Raw genomic sequence first — 20992 nt, forward strand, 5'->3', positions numbered from 1 at the left:
TATTATATAAATGGAGGTTTTTTATTTATGCTTAATATTAATGGAATTATTCTTGCAGCGGGTTTGTCTAGTAGAATGCATAGTTTTAAGCCTCTTTTAAATATAAAAGGAAAAGCTATAATAGAGCATTGTATTGATAATATGATAAATGCAAATATAAATCAAATTGTTGTAGTTCTTGGATATCGGTCAGAGGATATTAAAGATTTAATTATAGGTAAATATAATTATCACAACATTGTATTCGTATACAATGACCAGTATAGAATTACAGATATGCTAACTTCTATAAAGATTGGAATTTCAGTTCTTGAAAAATGTGATGCTTTTTATATTCTTCCTGGTGATATGCCAGCTATTAATATAGATACCTTTACTAAAATAAGAGATGCTATGGATAGCTGCCATGCTTATGTAACATTTCCAACTATTAAAGGGAGAAGAAAGCATCCACCACTAATTGCATGGGAGTGTACAAATTATATTTTAAGCTTTCAGGGAGATGATGGTTTAAGAGGGGTATGGAGAGAGTATGAGAAGCAGAACAAAATAAAAACAATTCCAGTTGATGATTGGGGATGTATGATAGATGCTGATACTGAAGAGGATTTTAATGTTTTAGTAGATTATATGAATATGAAAAGCTAATAAATAAGTGAATTTTTATTATTAAAATAAGTAATGTAAATTTATGGGAGGGTACTATGGGAAATATAAGTGATTCTATAAAGAAAAAAGATCATGATGATAAAATGAGTGGTCGTGCACTTTATGTGGATGATCAAGTAATGGAAGATATGCTTTATGGTAGGTTATTACGTTCTAAAAAAGCAAAAGCACGCATTAAAGAAATTATTGAACCTAAATTACAAGAAGGATATTTTATTGTTGATAAAAAAGATGTAACAGGCATAAATCAAGTTCATATTGTACTTGATGATACTCCAGTATTCGTAGAAGATACAGTAGAATTTGTAGGTGATCCAATTTTAATGGTTGTAGGACCTGATTTAAAGGAAGTAGAAAGGATATTAAATGAAATAGTTATAGTCTATGAAGAGTTAACTCCAATTATAGATATGAGTAAATCTGATACTGTATTTTTTAATTATAACTATGAAAAAGGTGATATTGAAAAGGCTTTAGATGAAGCAGATAGGATTTTCACAGAAACTTTTCAAACTGGATATCAAGAACAAGCATATCTTGAAACCAACGGAGTTATAGCATACCCACATGATGGACGTATGACAGTTAGAGGATCATTACAATGCCCATATTATGTTTTTGGAGCAGTAGCAAAAGCCTTAGGGTATGAAGAAAAAGATATTCAAATTATTCAAGATGTTACAGGCGGTGGATTTGGAGGAAAAGAAGATTATCCTTCAATACTTGCATGTCAAGCTGCAGTTGCTGCTAAAAAAGCAAATAAGCCAGTAAAAGTAATACTTGATAGAAGAGAAGATATGGAATTTACTTCAAAGAGACATCCATCAATATCCACATACAAGGTTGCTATTAAAGATGGAGAAATTACAGGTATGGATATTGAAGTTTTATTTAATAGTGGAGCATATACCACTCTATCACCAGTAGTTTTACAACGTGGTCTTATATGTGCAAACGGAGTATATAGAGTAGATAATCTTAGAGTAGTTGGAAAAGCTTTAAAAACTAATACTGTACCATGTGGGGCTTTTCGTGGATTTGGTGCTCCACAAACCTTCTTTGCAGTAGAAATGATTATGGACCATATTGCAAAAGAACTAAATATGGATTCCCTTGAACTTAAAGAAAAATATATTGTAAAACAAGGTGATGACACATCAACTAGTGGAAAGTATCATTTTCATGTTCCATTGCCAGAAATGATTGAACAAATGGATAACCTTACTAATTATAGAGAAAAGAAAAAATTATATAAAAATCAATTAGGTAGATATAGAAAAGGAATAGGTATGTCATTATTCTTCCATGGCTGTGGCTTTACAGGAAGTGGGGAACGTGATCTTATAAAAGCAGTTGCAAGAATTAAGAAGAATGCAGATGATACTGTAGAAATTTTAGCTAGTAATGCAGATATAGGGCAAGGACTTAAAACTACATTCTGTAAGATTGTAGCAGATGTTCTAGAGATTCCTTATGATAGAGTAATTATAGATAATCCTGATACTGATCGTGTGCCAGATTCAGGGCCAACAGTAGCAAGTCGTTCTTTAATGACTGTTGGTGAATTACTTAGACGTGCAGCGAAAAGACTAAAGAAAGAATGGAAACCAGGAGAAGAACAAGTAATAGAAGAAAAATTTGTTGAGCCTGATTTTGTAATACCATTTAGCTTAGAAAAGTTTAAGGGAGATGCTTACCCAACTTATTCCTGGGCAGTAAATGTTATAGAAGTTGAAGTTGATACACTTACAGCTGTAACAAAAATTTTAGGGGCATGGGGAACTTATGACGTTGGAGTTCCAATAGATATGAATATTATATTAGGACAAATGCAAGGTGGTTTCTTACAAGGAATTGGACATGCATCTATGGAAAAAATGGAATATAACGATAAGGGTGTAATCCGTAATAATAGCTTTAGTGATTATATAATTCCAACAGCAGTAGATGTACCAAATCTTGTAACTGAAATTATTAATAATCCTTATACACATGGACCTTATGGAGGAAAGGGGGCAGGAGAACTTCCACTTGTTGGGGCAGCACCAGCTTATATTGAAGCAGTTGAAAATGCCATTGGAGCAAATTTGAATAAAATACCATTTACAACAGAAGATACTATGAAAGTTTTACAGGAGGTGCTTAAATAATGATAAAATTTATTCTTAACGGTAAAGAAGTAATATCAAATGCAAAAGGAAACGAAAGATTACTTGATGTACTTAGAAATGATTTAAGTATTACAGGGGTAAAATGTGGGTGTAAAGAAGGGGAATGTGGAGCTTGTTCAGTTATTCTTGATGGGAAATTAGCTAATAGCTGTATGGTAGCAATAGGAAGTGTGGAAGGGAGTACAGTAACAACTATTGAAGGATATCGTGAAACAGAAAGATATAAAGTTCTTGATAAGGCATATGCATCAGTTAGTGCTGTACAATGTGGATTTTGTATTCCAGGAATGGTACTTGCATCAGAATGTATACTTGCTAAAAATCCAAATCCTACAGAAGAAGAAATTCGTGATGGAATATCAGGAAATCTTTGTAGATGTACTGGCTACAATGCTATAGTTACTGCTATCAGTACTGCATCTAAGGAGGGAAAAGGATTATGGTAAATGGATATAATGTAACCTCATTAAAAGATGCTTTAGATATAATTTCAAAGGAAAAAGTTACTCCCTATAGTGGTGGAACTGATTTGATGATTGAACCAAAAGAAGATGACAAATATTTATTTCTTAATAAAATACCAGAACTTAAAGCTATTAAAGAAGATGATGAATATATTTATATTGGAGCTACAAGCACCTTTACAGATATAATTGAAAGTGATATAACTCCTAGGATTTTAAAAGATGCAGTAGCACAAATAGCTGCACCAGCAATAAGGAATTTTGGAACTGTTGGAGGAAACATATGCAATGGTTCACCAAAAGGGGATAGTTCATTAATTTTTGTTGCTGCAGATTCAAAACTAAGAATTGCAAGTAATAGAGGAGAAAGAATAATACCTATTAGTGAATTTTTCTTAGGAAGAAATAAGACAGCACTTCAATCTGATGAAATATTAGTTGAAATTATAATGAGAAAAACAGGCCTTGATAATTATTACTTTACAAAGGTAGGACCAAGGAATGCATTAGCAATTTCTAGAGTATCTTTTGCTGGAATTATTGATATTTCTAATAATAAAATAAATAATTTTAGTACAGCTTTTGGAGCCGTTACTGATGTTATTTTGAGAAGAGAAGATATTGATAATATGCTTATAGGAAAAACTATTGAAGAAGCAAAAGATATAAAAGAAGAATATTTATCAGCTTATAATAAGGCTATTGTTCCTATTAGAGGGAGAGTTTCAGCTGAGTATAGAAAAATAGTTTGCTTAAATTTACTTAAAGACTTCCTTGAAAGCAATGGGATTTAGTAAAGAAGATATAAGAAGATTAGAAGAAAGATACAATAGAGTATAAAAATGGATAACAGAAAATAGATTTTTAATTAAGAAAAATTTATTTTCTGTTTTTATTTTTAATAGAAGTCAATTTCATTAAATTAGAGAACTTATTTATAAATAATAAGATTAGATATCTAATTAATTTAAGGATTAATATGAATATAGAGCAAAATTTTTAAATATAATATAATAATAAATTTTGGAGGAATGCTATGTTAAGTCGTAAAAGGTATGTATTTTTATCTTTGGAATTACACCTGTTTTTTGCACGTATAATGAAGGAGCACTCTCTTTTTTTAGAAGCAGGATTCACCCCTAAAAACACTAAACTCTCTAAGGAAGCAAATGATTACAAAGTACAATTTGAAAAAGTATTATTAGATATTGTTAAGTTAAGTGATGGAAATGTTAGAGAAGTTGTATTAGATTCAGGGGAAATTTATACTGATTATACTTTAAGTACTGAGAGAAAGACAGAATACTACACAGGAATAGAAATAAATTCAAAAATAACTTTACTTGAATCAAAGTTAAGTAGTGGAACTGATACTGAATCTGATTCAAAAATAATAAGTTCAATTAAAAAAATCAATTGCAGAGTTATTAAATTATTAGATGGACTTATAGATTTAAAGACTAGAATTTTAGATGAGATGTTATTTTGTAAATTATTTACATCAAATTATCCATTACTTATTGAACACATATTGCGTGAAGCTAAATTATATCGTTCCTATGTATATGATTTAGAAAATAATGAGGATATTGAAGAAAAAAATATCAAAGAAACTGAATTATTTTGGGATCAAATTATGATGGAGCATTCTTTATTTATTAGAGGACTATTAGATCCAAGTGAAGATGAATTAATAAATACTTCAAATGAATTTGCAAAAGAGTTTTGTGAGTTAATTCAAAAGGCGAAAAATATGACTAGTGAAACAATTTCAAGTGTTAGAGATGAGACACTAATGGAGACAATTAAACTAAGAGACTTTAAAAAAGCAGGAACAGAAGGAATAGAAGAATGTAAAATAAGATCTATAATATTACCACTTTTAGCAGACCATGTATTAAGAGAAGCTAACCATTATATTAGGTTATTAAATAATTACAACGTAAGAAAATAACTTATTAAAAGATTATTATATGCTAAGTTCATATAATGATCTTTTATTTTTATGTTTATAAAAAGGTTAACATAACATTATAACATTAAATTAATGTAAAAATAATCTTATACAATTTAAATATTACAGAATTATAAAAAATTTACATTATATAGAAAAATAGGGAGAATAGTAGTAATATTAATTTAATACTATTTATTTAGTTTATTTAAACAAAATAAGAAAATTTTAAGGATTTGTTAAGAAAAATTTCTATTATTTGGTATAAAATTAAAATATATAATAAATACAATTCAAGGGGGGTTAAATAATGAAAGCATTTTTTAAAAATAGCATAATAATGGCTATATTAGCTTTAATAATCTTTACTTTACCTATTGGAAGTTTTGTGGCTAAAGCAGATGAGAAGAAAGCAGAAGCCTACGAAATGAAGATTTCTTCAGGAATAGAAGGGAAATATAGAGCATTAAAATATATTCCTGTTACTGTTGAATTTACTAGTTCTGAAAAGGATTTTAGTGGTGAAGTTGAGATAAGAACATCTGGTAGCTATACGTCTACTTACGATGCTTATAGTAAGGAAATTTCTGTAGCTAAGGGAGAAATAGGAAAGGTAACTATACCAATTAAGCTATTAGAAGGTTCTAGTAAGATTACAGTTAATCTTGTGGAAAATGGAAAGGTTTTATTTGAAAAGAAAAGTTTGATTTCAAATGGAAGAGTTTCAGAAGCTAATCTTTTTATGGGGATATTAACAGATGATCCTACAGCTTTAAGCTATACAGGAAGTATTTTATTTGATATTAATATGCCATATAAAGGCATTCAAGAAACACAGGGAACAATTGAAAAAGTACAGTTAGATGAAAAATTAATTGGAGAAAATAGTTTAAACATAGATGGGTTAAATGTAATCTTTATAAATAATTATAATATGGCAAATTTAAAGAAGGAACAATATATAGCTTTAAATTCTTGGTTAAATAAAGGTGGTACTTTAATAATAGGGGCAGGGGCTAATGAGTCAAAAACTATTAATAATATAGATAGTGATTTTTTGGATATAAAATCAAAAGGCAATAAAGAAAAAAGTGTAAAAATAGTAGATGAAAACTTAAATCTAATTTTTTCCGATTTAGAAGTTAAGGGCGGAAAAATTAAAATTGGAGACAATGAAAATCCTTTAGCGTATTCTTTTGAAAAAGGTAAAGGAGAAATATTAGTTACAACCTTTGATTTAGGTTTAGAACCCTTTATATCATCAAAGGATTCAAAAAATTTTATTAATTCCTTACTATCAGAGACTATAAATAATATGAATAATATAAATTATAATGGTGGATATGGTCAAGGATATTATAGAACAAGCGAATTAACAAGATATATTCCTATTAATGAAATAGTAGGAACTAAGTCATTAATTAGTGTACTTTTAATATATGTAGCTGTAATTGGAATAGTTATTTATATAGTTTTAAAGAAGATAAATAAAAGAGACTTTACATGGGTGGTAATACCTTTAGCATCAATAGTATTCACATTAGTAATTTACTTTATGGGCTCTAAAACAAGAGTTAATGATATAGTATTAAATCAAAATAATATTATATCTGTAGATAAGGATGGTAAATCAAGTGTTAAGGGTTATTTAGGAGTAGGTACAAAATATAAATCAGATGTAATTATTGAAAAGCCAGAAGATTTAACTATGAATTATTCTACTATTGATAACTATTATTATGGTGGTCAAGAAGAAGAAATTAGCAACGTGTTAAGAGTTAAGACTACTTATAGTGGAAATAATTCGTATTTTACCTTCCATAATAGTGATGCTTTAGATATGAGATCCTTTGAGGTAACTGGAAAGGAAGAAGTGCTTTCTAGAATAGAATCAGAATTTAGACTATCTGAAGGAAACTTAAATGGAAAAGTTAAAAATACTTCAGGATATGATATTAACAGATTACTATTAGTTGCTGGAAGAAATATTTGGGACATGGGAGCCATGAAGAAGGATGAAGAAAAAGAAATTTCTGAATTAAAAACAGTAGGAGTAGCAAGTTTACAAGCTTACGCTGATAAATTAAATCAAAAGTATTATGATATAAGGAATCAAAAGGAAAATTTGGAATCAGATGAATTTAAGAATATAGTAAGGGTTTCAGCCTTAATTGGAGCTGTATCTGATGAAATTTATAATAGTAAAGGTACAAAATTAATTGCAATAACAGATTTACCTATAGAATATGGTATTAACTTTGGGAAAAAATCTATTTCTAAATTCGATACAACAGCTGTAATTCAAGATTCAGAATTAGAATTTAAAGATAAAAATGGAGACTATAATTTCCCTGATGGATATTTTGAAGGAACTGTAGAGTCGGCTTCTAGCAATGTTCATATAGATGAATATAATGGATATATCTATGGACAAGGAGATGTGGTGCTTAATTATGAAGTAGATAATAATATAGAAATTATAGATTTAATTATTAAGCAGGGTGTTGATAGATACGGCTATTCAGGTCAAGATTCTGCAGATAGATATATTTACAATTATAAAACAGATTCTTATGATAAGCTTAATATGTATAACGGATATGAAAAAATTGCTGATTTAGAAAATTATATAAATAATAATAATATTAAAATTAAATATACTGTAGATGATATGAAGGGCCAATCCATGATTCCAATGATTACTGTTAAAGGGAGGGAAAGATAATGCTAGTTATAAAAAATCTTGAAAAATCCTATGGTAGTTTTAAAGCATTAAAGGGCCTAAACTTACAAATCCAAAAGGGAGAAATTTTTGGGTTTATAGGACCAAATGGTGCAGGAAAAAGTACTACTATGAAGATAGTATCAGGTCTTCTTTCCCCAGATAGTGGAGAAGTTTATGTAGATGGTATAGATGCTATAAAAAACAATAAAGAATTAAAAGATAAAATAGGTTATATGCCTGATTTCTTTGGAGTTTACGATAATTTAAAAGCAATAGAATATTTAGAGTTTTATGCATCCATATATGGAATAGTTGGAGAAGAAGCAAGAAAGTTATCTATGGACTTACTAGAGCTTGTAAATTTACAAGATAAATATGATGCCAATGTAGATGGATTATCTAGAGGAATGAAGCAAAGGCTATGTTTAGCTAGATGTTTAGTTCATAATCCAGAGCTTCTAATATTAGATGAGCCAGCTTCAGGTATGGATCCAAGAGCAAGATTTGAAATGAAGGGAATATTAAAAAATCTTAAGGAAATGGGAAAGACTATAATAGTTTCATCTCATATATTATCTGAACTTGGTGAAATATGTACTAGAATAGGAATAATAAAAAATGGAGCCATAGTTTGTGAAGGAACAGTAGAAGAAGTTATGCTAATGGCTTCAGGTACTGCCCCTATAAATATAACTGTTATGGATAAAGTTCAAGAAGCTATTGGAATTCTAAAAGAACAGCCAGAGATAAAGGAAATATCTGTTGATAGTAATAAAATAACCATTAGTGTAGCTGGTGGAGATAAGGAAGCTATGGATATATTAAAAAGGCTAGTATTAAAAGAAATACCAGTTATAAATTATAGTAAGGCTTCAGGTAATTTAGAAGAAGTATTTATCCAAATAACAGAGGAAAATAATTAAAGGGGGGAAAAGATTATGAGAGTAAATCCAGTATTAAGAAATGAAAGTAAATTATCTGTAAGAACCTTTAGATTTTCATTGATGATATTACTTTATATATTAGTTTTAGCAGTGGGAGTCTTAATATTTTATAATGAGTATAGTAGAGATGTTTATTATTCAGGAATAAATCTACAGGGAGCAGTTACTCTATATATAACAATGGCAGTAATTCAAGCTGTACTATTAATGTTTATAGTACCATCTTTAACTGCAACATCTATTTGCTCTGAAAGAGAAAAGCAAACTTTAGATATTTTATTATCAACTAGATTAACTCCACTTCAAATAATATTCGGTAAGCTTTTAGCATCATCCTTAAAGGTAATTATGTTAATAATATGCACAATACCTTTATATGCCATTTGTGGGTTAGTTGGTGGTGTAAAGTTAAGTAATATATTAATTTTAACAGGTTCATTTATAATTAATACAATATTTGTTGGGTCTATAGGAGTATTTATTTCCTCCTATTCTAAAACCTCTAAAGCTGCAACGGCATTAACCTATGCTTTAGTTTTATTGATATTTGTTGGAACAATAGTTATTGCATTTATTATGGTAACCCTTAATGCATATAAGGGAATATATAATGGTAGTAATGGCCCACAGATACCTATTATTGCATACTTAAGCCCTGCTACAGGATTCTTTATTATGTTATCTAACCAAGTTGGATTTGGTGGGAATTCTTTTTTCTATATGGGGCAAATCGGAATTAATAAATATGCAGATTACATTAGTATAGCTGGTCAATTAATATTAAGTTTTATATTTATATATTTTGCAGCAAGAAGGTTGAATCCATTAAAAGGAAAAGTAACATTTAATAAAGTAAGAAAAGGAAAGTCTAAGAAAAAAGTAAAGGAGTAAAGCTATGAATTCTTTAAATAATGAAATATTAACCTTTATAAAAAAGGCATCAAAAAGAATTAAAGCTAACTTTATAATTAATTTAAGCATAGTAGGTTTAAAATACCTATTATGCTTAATACTATCTTTACTTTTAATATCTTTATTTATAACTATTCCATATATAGAAGAGATTTCTTTAATAATTTTATTAATAGGATTAGCATCTATAGTAATTTTAGGATTTATTAAAGGGCCTGATAATAAGAAGGTGGCATTAATAGTAGATTCAAAGGGCTTAAAGGAAAGAGTTACAACTTCTTTAGAATTTATTAATGATGAAGATAGTATTTCTATAGCCCAAAAAAATGATACTTTAAAATTTATAAGAAGTTTTAATATAAAGGAAAATCTTAAAATTTCTATTGATAGAAAGCAAATCCTTTTAGTAATAGCCTTAATTGGCTTATGTATCTTAACTTCTTTTATAGATACATCAGCAAAAAAGGAAGCTAATAATATTAGGGAATTCAATAAATATCAGCAAGAATATATAAAGAAAGTTGAAGAAGAAAAGAAAAAAATAGATAAGCTAGAAGATTTATCAGAGGAAGAAAAGGAAGCAATAAAAAAGATATTAGAAGATGCAAAGAAGGAATTAAAAGAAAGCGAAAAGAAGCTTGATGTTAATAAAACCTTAGAAAGAATGGAAAAGAAATTAGAAGATGCAAAGGATAAATCTAAAAATGATAAAAGTAAAGCTGCCATAGATAATATGCAGAAAAATTTATTAGATAAGTTTAACAAAGAAAAGCAAGAGGAAGCTAAGAAGGATTTAAATAAACTTGTAAATGATCTTATGAAAAAGAAGGAAGGTAAAGATTTAGCAGAAGCAATTTTATCAAAGGATAAGGAAGCTTTAGAGAAGGCCTTAGGAGATTTAAACAAATCCTTAGGTAAGATGAGCTCTAGTGAACTAAATAATTTATCAAAGGCACTTGCAAGTGCATCTGAAGGCGTAAGTGATGAAAATTTAAAAGAAGCCTTAGAAAATGCTTCAAATTCTGTTTTAGATGGAAAAATTGATGCAGAAAGCTTAAAAGAAGCTATTGAAAATGCTCAAAAAAATAGCGAAGGAAAGAAAACAGATGGCAATGGAGAAGGAGCAGGAGAAGGTGAAGGTTCTGGTGAAGGCGAAGGCTCTGGAGATGGCGAAGGGTCTGGAGAAGGAGCTGGGCAAGGTGAAGGACAAGGTAATGGGCAAGGTCAAGGTGGAACAGGCCAAGGTGGAACGGGCTGGGATACTGGTAGTAATGAAGGAAATGAAAATGATATAGATAATAAAAAGGGAGAGCAAGTTTATATTCCAGGAAGAGACCTTGGAGATGATAAGAACTTAACTGGAAATAAAAATGAAGATGGAGATTCTCAAAGCATAGACTCTGAAAATGGATTTAATTTAGATGGAAGTAAAATTGATTATGATAAAGTAATTGGTGATTATACAAATAGTGCATTAGAAGGTGCCAATAATAGTAATTTACCAGAAAGTCTAAAGGATCTTATAAAGGATTATTTCGAAGGATTAAACTAAGGGGTGAATAATATGGAAATAAATGAGAAGGAAATGATAGAAGTATCAGAAAAAATAAGAAAATGTGAGGAAGAAATTTCAAAGGGAATAATAGGGCAAAAATCTATAATCAGAGATGTATTAATTGCCATATTTGCTGATGGAAATGTTCTATTAGAAGGTATGCCTGGAATGGGAAAAACACAATTAGTTAAGACCATTGGTAAGGTATTGAATTTAAAGTTTTCAAGAATTCAATTTACTCCAGATTTAATGCCAGCAGATGTTGTTGGAACTAATATAGTCGTTAAGGAAGGGGAGAATACCTTATTCAAATTTGAGAAGGGGCCAATATTTACAAATCTTTTATTGGCAGATGAAATAAATAGAGCCACACCAAAAACCCAATCAGCTTTGCTTGAAGCAATGGGTGAAAAAACAGTTACTGTTGGTAAAAAGACTTACGATATGTCAAAACCTTTTATGGTGCTTGCAACTCAAAACCCTATTGAGCAAGAGGGAACTTATCCACTTCCAGAAGCACAATTAGATAGATTCTTATTTAAATTAAATGTGGATTTTCCTAATTTACAGGAATTAAAATCAATAATGGATTTAACATTAACTAATGATAAAACTGAAATTAATGCAGTTCTTGAAGGGGATGAAATACTAAGAATAAGAGAATTAATAAGAGAAGTGAAAATTGCAGATTCTGTTATGGAGTATGCTTTAAAACTAATATTAGCAACACACCCAGAAATTAATGAAGGTGCAGATATAGTTAAGAAATATGTGGAAGCAGGAGCGAGTCCAAGAGCAGCTCAAGGTATTATTAGTGGAGCGAAAGTAAGAGCTGTAATGGAAGGAAGATTAAATGTTTCCTTTGAAGATATTAAGGAGCTAGCTTACCCTGTTTTAAGACATAGAATAATATTAAATTTTGATGCTATAACTGAAGGATTAACTGTAGAAAGTATTATAGAAAGCTTATTAGAAGATTTAAAGGTTGTGTAGATAATGAGTGAAAGATTATTTAATGAAGACTTTTTTAAAAAGCTAAATAAGATTAATATGCATATTAATTTTAAGCTTTCATCTGGCACTCAAGGAGGAAGAAAATCTAAGGCGAAGGGTGTTTCTGTAGAGTTTTCTGATTATAGAGATTATGCACCAGGGGATGATTTTAGAAGGATAGATTGGAATGCCTATGGAAGATTTGATAAGTTTTTTATTAAAGTCTTTATGGAAGAAAGAGAAGGTGTATTTAACTTTTTTATAGATAAATCTAAATCTATGGATTATGGATTAATAAATAAGAAGGATACTGCATTAAAGGTAGTTGCTGCCTTAAGTTATATTGCATTAAATAATTTAGATAGAGTAAATATTTCTACTATGGAAAGTGGAAATATAGAAAATATTAAATCAGCAGCTGGAAATAAGGCATTTCAAAGAATACTTAGAGAACTTGATAATTTAGACTTTAAAGGAAGTACAGATTTAACTAAAAGTATAAAAAAGAGACCTTTATCAAATAGAGGGGTTTCAGTAATAGTTTCAGATTTCTTAAATAACTATGGCTTAAAGGATTTAGAAGAGTCATTGAAATATTTAGCCTTTAAAAAGCAAGAAATAATTTTAGTACAAATTCTTTCCGAGGAAGAAATAAATCCAGATTTTAATAATGAAATAACCTTTATAGATTCTGAAACTAATGAAGCCGTTAAAATGAGTTTAACTCCAAATGTAATAAAGGAATATAAGAGGGCTTTGAAGTTATATAAAAACTCCTTAGAAGATTTAGTTAAAAAATATGGTGGGAAATTTATAAGTGTTAGCTCATCTATGGAAATAGAAGAAATTATATTAGGTGAGTTTAGTAAGAAAAGAGTACTTTATTAAGGAGGAAATGTTATGGGATTTACTAACTTATGGCCATTGTTTTTACTGATAACTATTCCTCTTTTAATATTATTATATATATTAAAAAGAAAATATAGAGAAGAAGTTATTTCTTCTACTCTTTTGTGGAATGAAGTTTATAAGAATACAAGGGCTAATACACCCTGGGAAAAACTAAGAAAAAATATAATGTTACTTTTACAAATAATAATATTACTATTATTAATATTTAGTTTAATGAGACCATTTTTAAATTTTGGAGGAAAAACATATAAAAATATAATTTTAGTAATAGATAATACTGCAAGTATGACTGCAGAGTACGGAAATGGGACTAGATTAGAGGAAGCTAAGAAATTAGCAAAGGAATTTTTATCTTCTACTAAGGACGATACTAATACTTATATTATATCCTTTGATGGTAATAGTAATTTACTTCAAAATGGAGATTTTAATAAGGAAATATCTAATGAAATAATTTCATCAATATCTCAAAGTTATAATACTGGAGAAATAAATGAAGTTTTATCCTTTGCTAAAGCCATAGGTGAAGGTATAGAGGAAGAATATGAAGTGATTGCAATTACAGATAAAGATTTTTCATTAGGAGATGTTAATGGAAAAGTAGTATCTTTGGCAAATACAGGTGTAAATGCTTCTATAGATAATATATCTCATAAATTCTTACAAGATAAGGTAAGAGTAATTGCAACTATTACTAACAGAGGGGCTGGAGAATATTCAGGAGATTTTTCTCTTTATGATGGAGAGGATCTTATATCAGTAGAATCTTTAGAGCTTAAAGAAGGCGATAATAAAACATTAACCTTTGATTTACCTTCAATTAAGTCTGAAGTATTAAGAGGTGAACTTTCTAGAAAAGATATGATTTTAGAAGATAATACTTATAATCATGTTGTTGGAAAGAAGAAAGTAAATAAGGTTCTTATAGTAACAGAAGAAAACTTATTTTTAGAAAAAGCCTTTAGTAGTATTCAAAATACAGAAGTTTATAAGACAAATAGTGCAGCTAATTTAACTAGTGCTGATAGCTATGACTTATATGTATTTGATGATATTACTCCAAATATTATTCCATCTAAAGGAAGTGTATTATTTATTAATCCTTCTTCAAATGAATTCTTTAATGTAATTAGTGGAGGGGAAGGTGGAGAGGCTAAGGCTGTAATTGGGGAAGTATCAAAGTATTTAGAAAGTACCACTTTTACAGTAGCTAAATATAATTCCATTGAAATACCTTACTATGGAAAAGGATTTTTAAATATTGATGAAGACTTTATAGGATTTAAGGGAGAAGTTGATGGAAGAAAAATAGCTGCATTATCCTTTGATCTTCACAATAGTGATTTTCCACTTAAAAAGGAATTTCCAATTTTAATGTATGAACTTGGAGAAAATTTAATTTCAAGTGGAATGGTTTATAAAAATAACTTTAAAGCTGGTGAAAGAATTATTGCTAAGGGGATATCTTTAGATGCAGGTATTACAGTAGCTTATCCAAATGGAGATACCTTAGATATATCTTCAGGAGATGAAATAAGAGAAGATAATTATCTTGGAGTATATAAATTAACTTCATTAGAAGAAAAAGAAATGTTTTCAGTGAACTTCCCTTCAGAAAAGGAAGGAAATACAAATATTAATAGTATAGGTGAAAGTGAAAATGTAGCTAATGTAAAATCAGATTTGAAGCGAGGTTTAAATATTTCTCCTTTACTTATAATTTTAGCGATTTCAGTAGTAGCTTTTGAGTGGATAATGTATAAACGAGGAAATTAGGAGGCAAAGAATATGAAGTTAGAAATAGGAAATTTATACTTTTTAATATTTATTCCAATAGTTCTTGCCTTTATGTACTATAGTTTTAAAAAATATAAACCTTGGAATAAAAATGAAATAGTTATATTTATAAGTAGAACTATAATATTTACTTTATTAATATTAGCTTTAGGGAATATTACTTTAAATTTAAAGGGAAGAAATATTTCAACAGTATTTTTACTAGATGTTTCTGAAAGTCTTTATGACTTTGAGGATTCAGGAAAGGATTTTATATCTACAGCTTTAGAGAAAATTCCAAGAGGAAATAAAGCAGGAGTAGTATTATTTGGGGATAACTCTGTTATTGATAAGGTGTTAAATAGAAAAAAGGAATATAAAGCTATTAATGAAAAACCAATATCAACGGCTACCAATATTCAAGAAGCTGTTGAAAGTGCTCTAAGTTTATTTGAAAGAGGCGGATCAAAGAGAATAGTATTAATTACTGATGGTGAAGAAAATCAAGGAGATATATTAAAAACTATTCCTTTAATAAATGAGCAAAAGATAGATTTAAAAGTATATAAGGTAAGTGGTGAAAAAGGTAATGAAGTTTATGTAGATGCTGTAAAAGTACCTGACAATATAGCTGTTGGTGAAGAATTTTCAGTTTCTATAGATATTAAATCTAATTATGCCACAAAGGCTAAGTTATCATTATTTTCTGGAAGAACTAAAGTAGGTGAACAGGAAGTTCAAATACAAAAGGGCAAAAACACCTTTGTATTTAAAGATAAGCAAGATTCTGGTGGATTTAAGGGCTATAGAGTATTAATTGAAGCTAATGAAGATACCAATAAATCTAATAATGAATATAGCACCTATACTAATGTAATAGATAGACCAACAATACTTCTTATTAATGGAATAAATGGAGATTCTAAGGCACTAGAAGATATACTTACAAAATCTGGTGCAAATGTAAAAAATGTGTCCCCTGGGGCATCTCCAAATACATTAAATGAAATGCTTGAATATAAGACCATAGTTTTTAATGATGTTCATAGAGATGATTTAACTAATGGTTTTATGGAGAACATTGAAAGCTATGTTAAAGATTATGGTGGAGGTCTTATAACCTTTGGAGGAGAAGATTCCTATGCACTGGGTGGTTATAAAGATACATCCTTAGAAAAGGTNNNNCCAGTTTATATGGATAAAAGGGGAAAGAATGAAGTACCTGCTATAAGTATTAATTTAATTATAGATAAGTCTGGAAGTATGAGTGCAGAAGGTGGAGGAGTAAGTAAACTAACCTTAGCTAAAGAAGCAGCTATGAAGGCTTTGGAAAATTTAAGAGAAGTAGATGAAATATCAGTTATAGCCTTTGACGATACTTATGATGTAGTTGTACCACTTCAAAAGGTTGGTGATAAGGAAGCCATAAAAGAAATGATTTCTGGAATTCAAATAAGAGGTGGGACATCAATTTATCCAGCTCTTGAACAAGGATATAATATTCAGCTTGAAAGTAATGCAAAGATAAAGCACACTATACTATTAACAGATGGTCAAGATGGCTATAGTTTTAATAACTATGCAAACTTATTACAAGGTCTTAATGATAATAATGTAACTCTTTCAACAGTTGCAGTTGGTGAAGGGGCTAATGCAGACTTATTAAATCAATTAGCATCTATAGGAAGAGGAAGAAGTTATTATACTGATATTTATACTGATATACCTAGAATATTTGCAAAGGAAGTTTTATTATCAGCAGGAACTTATATAATCAATGAAGAATTTACTCCTAAAATTTTAAGTAATCATGAAATATTAGCAGGAGTTAAAACTTCAAATGGAATTCCAAGCCTTCTTGGATATATTGGAACATCAATAAAGGAAAATGCAGTTGAAATATTTAGTTCTAGTCATGACGAACCAATACTAGCTGCTATGCAATATGGAATAGGTAGAACAGTAAGCTTTACTTCTGATATTAATGGACAGTGGAGTAAAAATTATTTAGCTTGGGAATATGGACCACAACTTATAAAAAATATGGTTTATTTCACTATTCCAAAGTATGGAGAAGAAGGATATTTAAATATTTCTCAGGAAGGTAATGAAGCAAAAATTGAATTTTATAATGATAATATTTCTAAAGATTCAAAGGTAAAGGGAATATTTAATGGAGAAAATGGAGAAGAAGGAGAATTTGAATTATCTCAAATTGAACCAGGAAAATTCTCTGCAAACGTACCACTTAATTCATTAGGTTTTTATAATTTCAATATTAGAGAAGAAGAAAATGGTGAAATTACAAATAACTATAAGGGAGCCTTTGCACTTCAATATTCAGATGAATATAAATTTAATACTAATGCTGAAAAACTAGATGTAGTAGTAAAGGAAACTAAGGGAACCTTTATTAATAAACCAGAAGAGGTATTTGAAGGGAAACTTCAAAGAGAATATAAAAAAATAAATTTAACTAATCCACTATTAATAATAAGTATTTTACTCTTTATGCTTGATATAGCTTATAGAAGATTAAACTTAGACTTTATTAAGAGCTTTAATAAAAATAAAGATAAGCTAAAGAAGGAAAAGAAAGAAAAAGAAAATCTTATTAAGAAAGAAAAAATTAATAAAGACAAAGTGATTTTAGAAGAAAAGGCAAATATAAAAGAAAAGCTAGAAGAAGAAATTAAAGTAGAAAAAGAAAAAACTAAGGTAGATAATAAGCCTAAGAAGAAAGAAGTTCAGAAGGAGGAGAAAAAAGATTCTCTTGACACTAGTGCACTTCTTAAGAAAAAGAGTGATAGAAATAAAATATAGGGGAGATGTTAATTCATCTCCCTTATATTTTTTATTTAATTTGTAGCAAAAATATATAAAGATAAATACATATATAGTAATAGTAATATAAATAGGAGAACAACCATATGCAAATGATGGATATGCTTTTTAGAGGTCTAATGGGCGGTATGGGAGGCGGAATGCCTAACATGGGTGGTGGAATGCCAAACATGGGAGGAAACCCTCTTGGAGGAATGGGTGGTGGAAATCCACTTATGAATATGCTCATGGGCTCAATGATGGGAGGAATGGGTGGTCAAAGGCCAGGCCAACAAGGACAAATGAATAATCCGCTATCTATGCTTATGAATGGAATGAATGGTATGGGCAATATGGGAAATGGAATGCCTCAAGGAAATAATATGAATCAAGGGAATGGTATAAATCAGTTGTTAAGCATGTTAATGGGTGGAAATGGCATGAATATGCCTAATCAAAATAGAAATATGAACAACATGAATAATATGAATAATCCTTTGGGAAATTTTATGAATAGCTTAAATATTCCACAGCCAAATCAGCCACCAAACCAACAACCAAATCAACAAAGTAATCAAGGTGGAAATAGAAATAATGGCATAGATATGAATCAATTAATGAGTATGCTAATGAGTGGAAACCAAGGACAGCAACCTCCACAAAATAATATGAATAATGGTATGAATCCAAATAATCAAGGAAATTCTCAAATGGATCCATTATCAATGTTGTTTGGTACTATGAATGGTGGAAATAACAATGGAAACAATATGAATCTTAATGGAAATAGAAGTAGAGATTCATCTAGAGGACACAGAAGGCATAGATAATGCGTAATGAATAATGCATAATTCAGCTTGTCTGAATTATTTCAACAATCCTACATTTTTCATTTTAAATTTTACATTATTAATTTATGAGCTGCTTATGCAGCTCATAAAGTTGCTTAACATAATGTAATAAATTTCATTAAAAATTTTCATATTAGGTGTTTATTATTTTAAAGAAAAATGTTATCCTATATTATCGAAAAAGTAATTATAGGAGAAATGAAGCTTATGACAAAGACTATGAAAAATGAATTAACAAAAGATATGACAACTGGGAACCCGATTAAGTTAATATTATTATTTTCAATTCCTTTACTTATAGGAAACATATTTCAACAATTTTATAGTATGGTAGATACTATAATAGTAGGAAGATTTGTTGGTGTGGATGCTTTAGCAGCGGTTGGATCAACTGGTTCTATGGGATTTTTAATTAATGGTTTTGTAATAGGACTAACTAGTGGATTTGCTGTTTTAATATCTCAAAAATTTGGAGCAAAAAATGAAGAAGGATTAAAAAAAGCTACAGCAAGTGCTTTAGTTTTATCTTTGGTATCAACTATTATAATTACAATTATTAGCGTAATGTTTGCTAAGCCATTACTTCATTTAATGAATACTCCAGATAATATAATAAATGATGCAAATAAATACATTACTATTATTTATGGAGGTACTATTGCAACAGTAGCTTATAATATTTTAGCTAGTATCTTAAGAGCTTTAGGGGATAGTAAGACTCCTTTATATTTCTTAATAATAGCTTCAATTTTAAATATTATTTTAGATATAGTTTTTATAGTTAATTTTAATATGGGAGTGTCAGGTGCTGCTTATGCAACAATAATATCTCAAGGAGTATCTAGTATTCTATGTTTAATTTATACCTATAAAAAATATAAAATTTTAAGACTTAAAATGGAAGACTTTAAAGTTAAAAAAAGAGTTTATATAAAGCACTTAAAAATAGGAATACCAATGGCATTACAATTTTCTATAACAGCTATTGGAATAATGACAGTACAAGGAGCATTAAATATTTTTGGCTCTACAGTAATTGCTGCATATACAGCAGCTTCGAAGGTATTACAAATAGTAATGCAACCTGCAATTACATTTGGGGTTACTATGGCAACTTATTGTGGACAAAACCTAGGTGCTAAAAATTATGGAAGAATAAAAGAGGGAGTAAAGAAATGCACAGAAATATCTATAATTACTAGCATTATTGCTGGTCTTATATTAGTATTTGGTGGAAAATTCTTTGTTGGATTATTTATATCTAATCCTGATGCAAGTATTTTAGCTTATGCACAAGAATGTTTAAATTATTCAGCAATATTCTTTATTCCACTTGGATTAATATTTATATATAGAAATGCATTGCAAGGTATGGGGGAATCCTTTGTTCCAATGATGGCAGGAGCTTATGAGCTTATAGCTAGAGCAATTGTTGCTTTTACATTACCTAGATTTATTGATTACACAGGAATATGTTTAGCTGATCCAATAGCATGGCTTGCAGCAGCTATTCCATTAGGACTTTATTACTTTAAGAAAATGAGAACTATTGAAAAAAAGAAGTTAGTTTAAAGCTAACTTCTTTTTTTTATAGACTAGTTTTACAATAATTATTTAATATATGTGATAAAGTCACGGATAAATTAAAAATATATATGATATGTTATATATAACAAATGGTAAAAATTACACACTAAAGAGGGGATTAAAAATGATAGAACCATCAGTTTATCACAGCCAAGGATATACTTGTGCAGAGATAATGGATTTTTCATATAAATCATTGAATGACTTAATAAATAAATAGAGGAGGAATAAATATGGGACTTTTCTCAAGTTTATTTGGAAAGAAAAATTATACAAAAATTAATAATGCAGAATTAGAAAACATAATTAATAATAATAAAAATGCTTTAATACTAGATGTTAGAACCCCAGGGGAATTTAAAGGTGGTCATATTCCTAAAGCAAAAAATATACCAGTTCAACAAATAGGCTCACAACTAAATACTTTAGCAACTCAAAAAGAGAATGATATTATAGTATATTGTGCATCTGGAGCTAGAAGTGCTAGTGCTGCAAATATCTTATCTAAGAATGGATTTAATAAAGTATATAACTTGGGCGGTATTGGCAACTATAAAGGAAAATTAAAATAAATTCATAGATAATAAAAACTCATCGTAAGGTGAGTTTTTTTATTTTCTATGAATTTATAAAAATATATAATTATATAGAATGCA

The 20992-nt window shown here is 29.0% G+C and carries 16 protein-coding genes; all 16 read left to right on the top strand.

All coding sequences use genetic code 11. From position 1 onward, the window contains the following. Window positions 1–27 precede the first annotated feature (27 nt). Window positions 28–648: a nucleotidyltransferase family protein gene (locus tag HUJ77_RS03725; RefSeq protein WP_291707229.1), complete on the top strand. Its 621-nt coding sequence runs from the start codon at window positions 28–30 to the stop codon at window positions 646–648. Window positions 649–704: 56 nt separating this feature from the next. Beyond that, the gene (locus HUJ77_RS03730) at window positions 705–2819 is read left to right on the top strand and encodes a xanthine dehydrogenase family protein molybdopterin-binding subunit (RefSeq protein WP_291707230.1); all 2115 of its coding nucleotides are present in this window, start codon (window positions 705–707) and stop codon (window positions 2817–2819) included. Continuing rightward, entirely contained in the window at window positions 2819–3286 is a 468-nt protein-coding gene (locus HUJ77_RS03735) for a (2Fe-2S)-binding protein (RefSeq protein WP_291707231.1), read from the top strand. The genes HUJ77_RS03730 and HUJ77_RS03735 overlap by 1 nt, the downstream gene beginning before the upstream one ends. After that, complete coding sequence (locus tag HUJ77_RS03740) at window positions 3280–4098, top strand: FAD binding domain-containing protein (RefSeq protein ID WP_291707232.1); 819 nt, start codon at window positions 3280–3282, stop codon at window positions 4096–4098. The genes HUJ77_RS03735 and HUJ77_RS03740 overlap by 7 nt, the downstream gene beginning before the upstream one ends. A gap of 242 nt (window positions 4099–4340) precedes the next feature. After that, window positions 4341–5258, top strand: a complete 918-nt coding sequence (locus HUJ77_RS03745; protein WP_291707233.1) for a DUF2935 domain-containing protein — start codon at window positions 4341–4343, stop codon at window positions 5256–5258. Between the two features lie 310 nt (window positions 5259–5568). Further along, window positions 5569–7983, top strand: coding sequence for a hypothetical protein (locus HUJ77_RS03750; protein ID WP_291707234.1), 2415 nt, complete (start codon window positions 5569–5571; stop codon window positions 7981–7983). Next, window positions 7983–8906: an ABC transporter ATP-binding protein gene (locus tag HUJ77_RS03755; protein WP_291707235.1), complete on the top strand. Its 924-nt coding sequence runs from the start codon at window positions 7983–7985 to the stop codon at window positions 8904–8906. Before HUJ77_RS03750 ends, HUJ77_RS03755 begins: the two co-directional genes overlap by 1 nt. A 15-nt stretch (window positions 8907–8921) precedes the next feature. After that, window positions 8922–9818, top strand: a complete 897-nt coding sequence (locus HUJ77_RS03760; protein WP_291707236.1) for an ABC transporter permease subunit — start codon at window positions 8922–8924, stop codon at window positions 9816–9818. Window positions 9819–9822: 4 nt separating this feature from the next. Then, window positions 9823–11391, top strand: coding sequence for a pectinesterase (locus tag HUJ77_RS03765; protein ID WP_291707237.1), 1569 nt, complete (start codon window positions 9823–9825; stop codon window positions 11389–11391). 12 nt (window positions 11392–11403) lie between these two features. Then, entirely contained in the window at window positions 11404–12387 is a 984-nt protein-coding gene (locus tag HUJ77_RS03770; protein ID WP_291707238.1) for a MoxR family ATPase, read from the top strand. A 3-nt stretch (window positions 12388–12390) separates the two neighbouring features. Continuing rightward, window positions 12391–13275, top strand: a complete 885-nt coding sequence (locus HUJ77_RS03775; protein WP_291707239.1) for a DUF58 domain-containing protein — start codon at window positions 12391–12393, stop codon at window positions 13273–13275. Between the two features lie 12 nt (window positions 13276–13287). After that, entirely contained in the window at window positions 13288–15075 is a 1788-nt protein-coding gene (locus HUJ77_RS03780) for a VWA domain-containing protein (RefSeq protein ID WP_291707240.1), read from the top strand. A gap of 12 nt (window positions 15076–15087) precedes the next feature. Further along, entirely contained in the window at window positions 15088–17898 is a 2811-nt protein-coding gene (locus HUJ77_RS03785; RefSeq protein ID WP_291707241.1) for a VWA domain-containing protein, read from the top strand. Window positions 17899–18005: 107 nt separating this feature from the next. Further along, window positions 18006–18728, top strand: a complete 723-nt coding sequence (locus tag HUJ77_RS03790) for a hypothetical protein (protein ID WP_291707242.1) — start codon at window positions 18006–18008, stop codon at window positions 18726–18728. 240 nt (window positions 18729–18968) lie between these two features. After that, entirely contained in the window at window positions 18969–20321 is a 1353-nt protein-coding gene (locus HUJ77_RS03795; RefSeq protein WP_291707247.1) for an MATE family efflux transporter, read from the top strand. A gap of 248 nt (window positions 20322–20569) precedes the next feature. Next, entirely contained in the window at window positions 20570–20908 is a 339-nt protein-coding gene (locus tag HUJ77_RS03800; RefSeq protein ID WP_291707243.1) for a rhodanese-like domain-containing protein, read from the top strand. The last annotated feature ends 84 nt before the right edge of the window (window positions 20909–20992 follow it).

It is taken from the genome of Clostridium sp., assembly GCF_021443865.1.
Classification (GTDB): domain Bacteria; phylum Bacillota; class Clostridia; order Clostridiales; family Clostridiaceae; genus Clostridium.

What these genes read in the sequence shown, in the direction of transcription:
- HUJ77_RS03725 (WP_291707229.1), top strand. Translation starts at nt 28, where the DNA reads ATGCTTAATATTAATGGAATTATTCTTGCAGCGGGTTTGTCTAGTAGA.
- HUJ77_RS03730 (WP_291707230.1), top strand. Translation starts at nt 705, where the DNA reads ATGGGAAATATAAGTGATTCTATAAAGAAAAAAGATCATGATGATAAA.
- HUJ77_RS03735 (WP_291707231.1), top strand. Translation starts at nt 2,819, where the DNA reads ATGATAAAATTTATTCTTAACGGTAAAGAAGTAATATCAAATGCAAAA.
- HUJ77_RS03740 (WP_291707232.1), top strand. Translation starts at nt 3,280, where the DNA reads ATGGTAAATGGATATAATGTAACCTCATTAAAAGATGCTTTAGATATA.
- HUJ77_RS03745 (WP_291707233.1), top strand. Translation starts at nt 4,341, where the DNA reads ATGTTAAGTCGTAAAAGGTATGTATTTTTATCTTTGGAATTACACCTG.
- HUJ77_RS03750 (WP_291707234.1), top strand. Translation starts at nt 5,569, where the DNA reads ATGAAAGCATTTTTTAAAAATAGCATAATAATGGCTATATTAGCTTTA.
- HUJ77_RS03755 (WP_291707235.1), top strand. Translation starts at nt 7,983, where the DNA reads ATGCTAGTTATAAAAAATCTTGAAAAATCCTATGGTAGTTTTAAAGCA.
- HUJ77_RS03760 (WP_291707236.1), top strand. Translation starts at nt 8,922, where the DNA reads ATGAGAGTAAATCCAGTATTAAGAAATGAAAGTAAATTATCTGTAAGA.
- HUJ77_RS03765 (WP_291707237.1), top strand. Translation starts at nt 9,823, where the DNA reads ATGAATTCTTTAAATAATGAAATATTAACCTTTATAAAAAAGGCATCA.
- HUJ77_RS03770 (WP_291707238.1), top strand. Translation starts at nt 11,404, where the DNA reads ATGGAAATAAATGAGAAGGAAATGATAGAAGTATCAGAAAAAATAAGA.
- HUJ77_RS03775 (WP_291707239.1), top strand. Translation starts at nt 12,391, where the DNA reads ATGAGTGAAAGATTATTTAATGAAGACTTTTTTAAAAAGCTAAATAAG.
- HUJ77_RS03780 (WP_291707240.1), top strand. Translation starts at nt 13,288, where the DNA reads ATGGGATTTACTAACTTATGGCCATTGTTTTTACTGATAACTATTCCT.
- HUJ77_RS03790 (WP_291707242.1), top strand. Translation starts at nt 18,006, where the DNA reads ATGCAAATGATGGATATGCTTTTTAGAGGTCTAATGGGCGGTATGGGA.
- HUJ77_RS03795 (WP_291707247.1), top strand. Translation starts at nt 18,969, where the DNA reads ATGAAAAATGAATTAACAAAAGATATGACAACTGGGAACCCGATTAAG.
- HUJ77_RS03800 (WP_291707243.1), top strand. Translation starts at nt 20,570, where the DNA reads ATGGGACTTTTCTCAAGTTTATTTGGAAAGAAAAATTATACAAAAATT.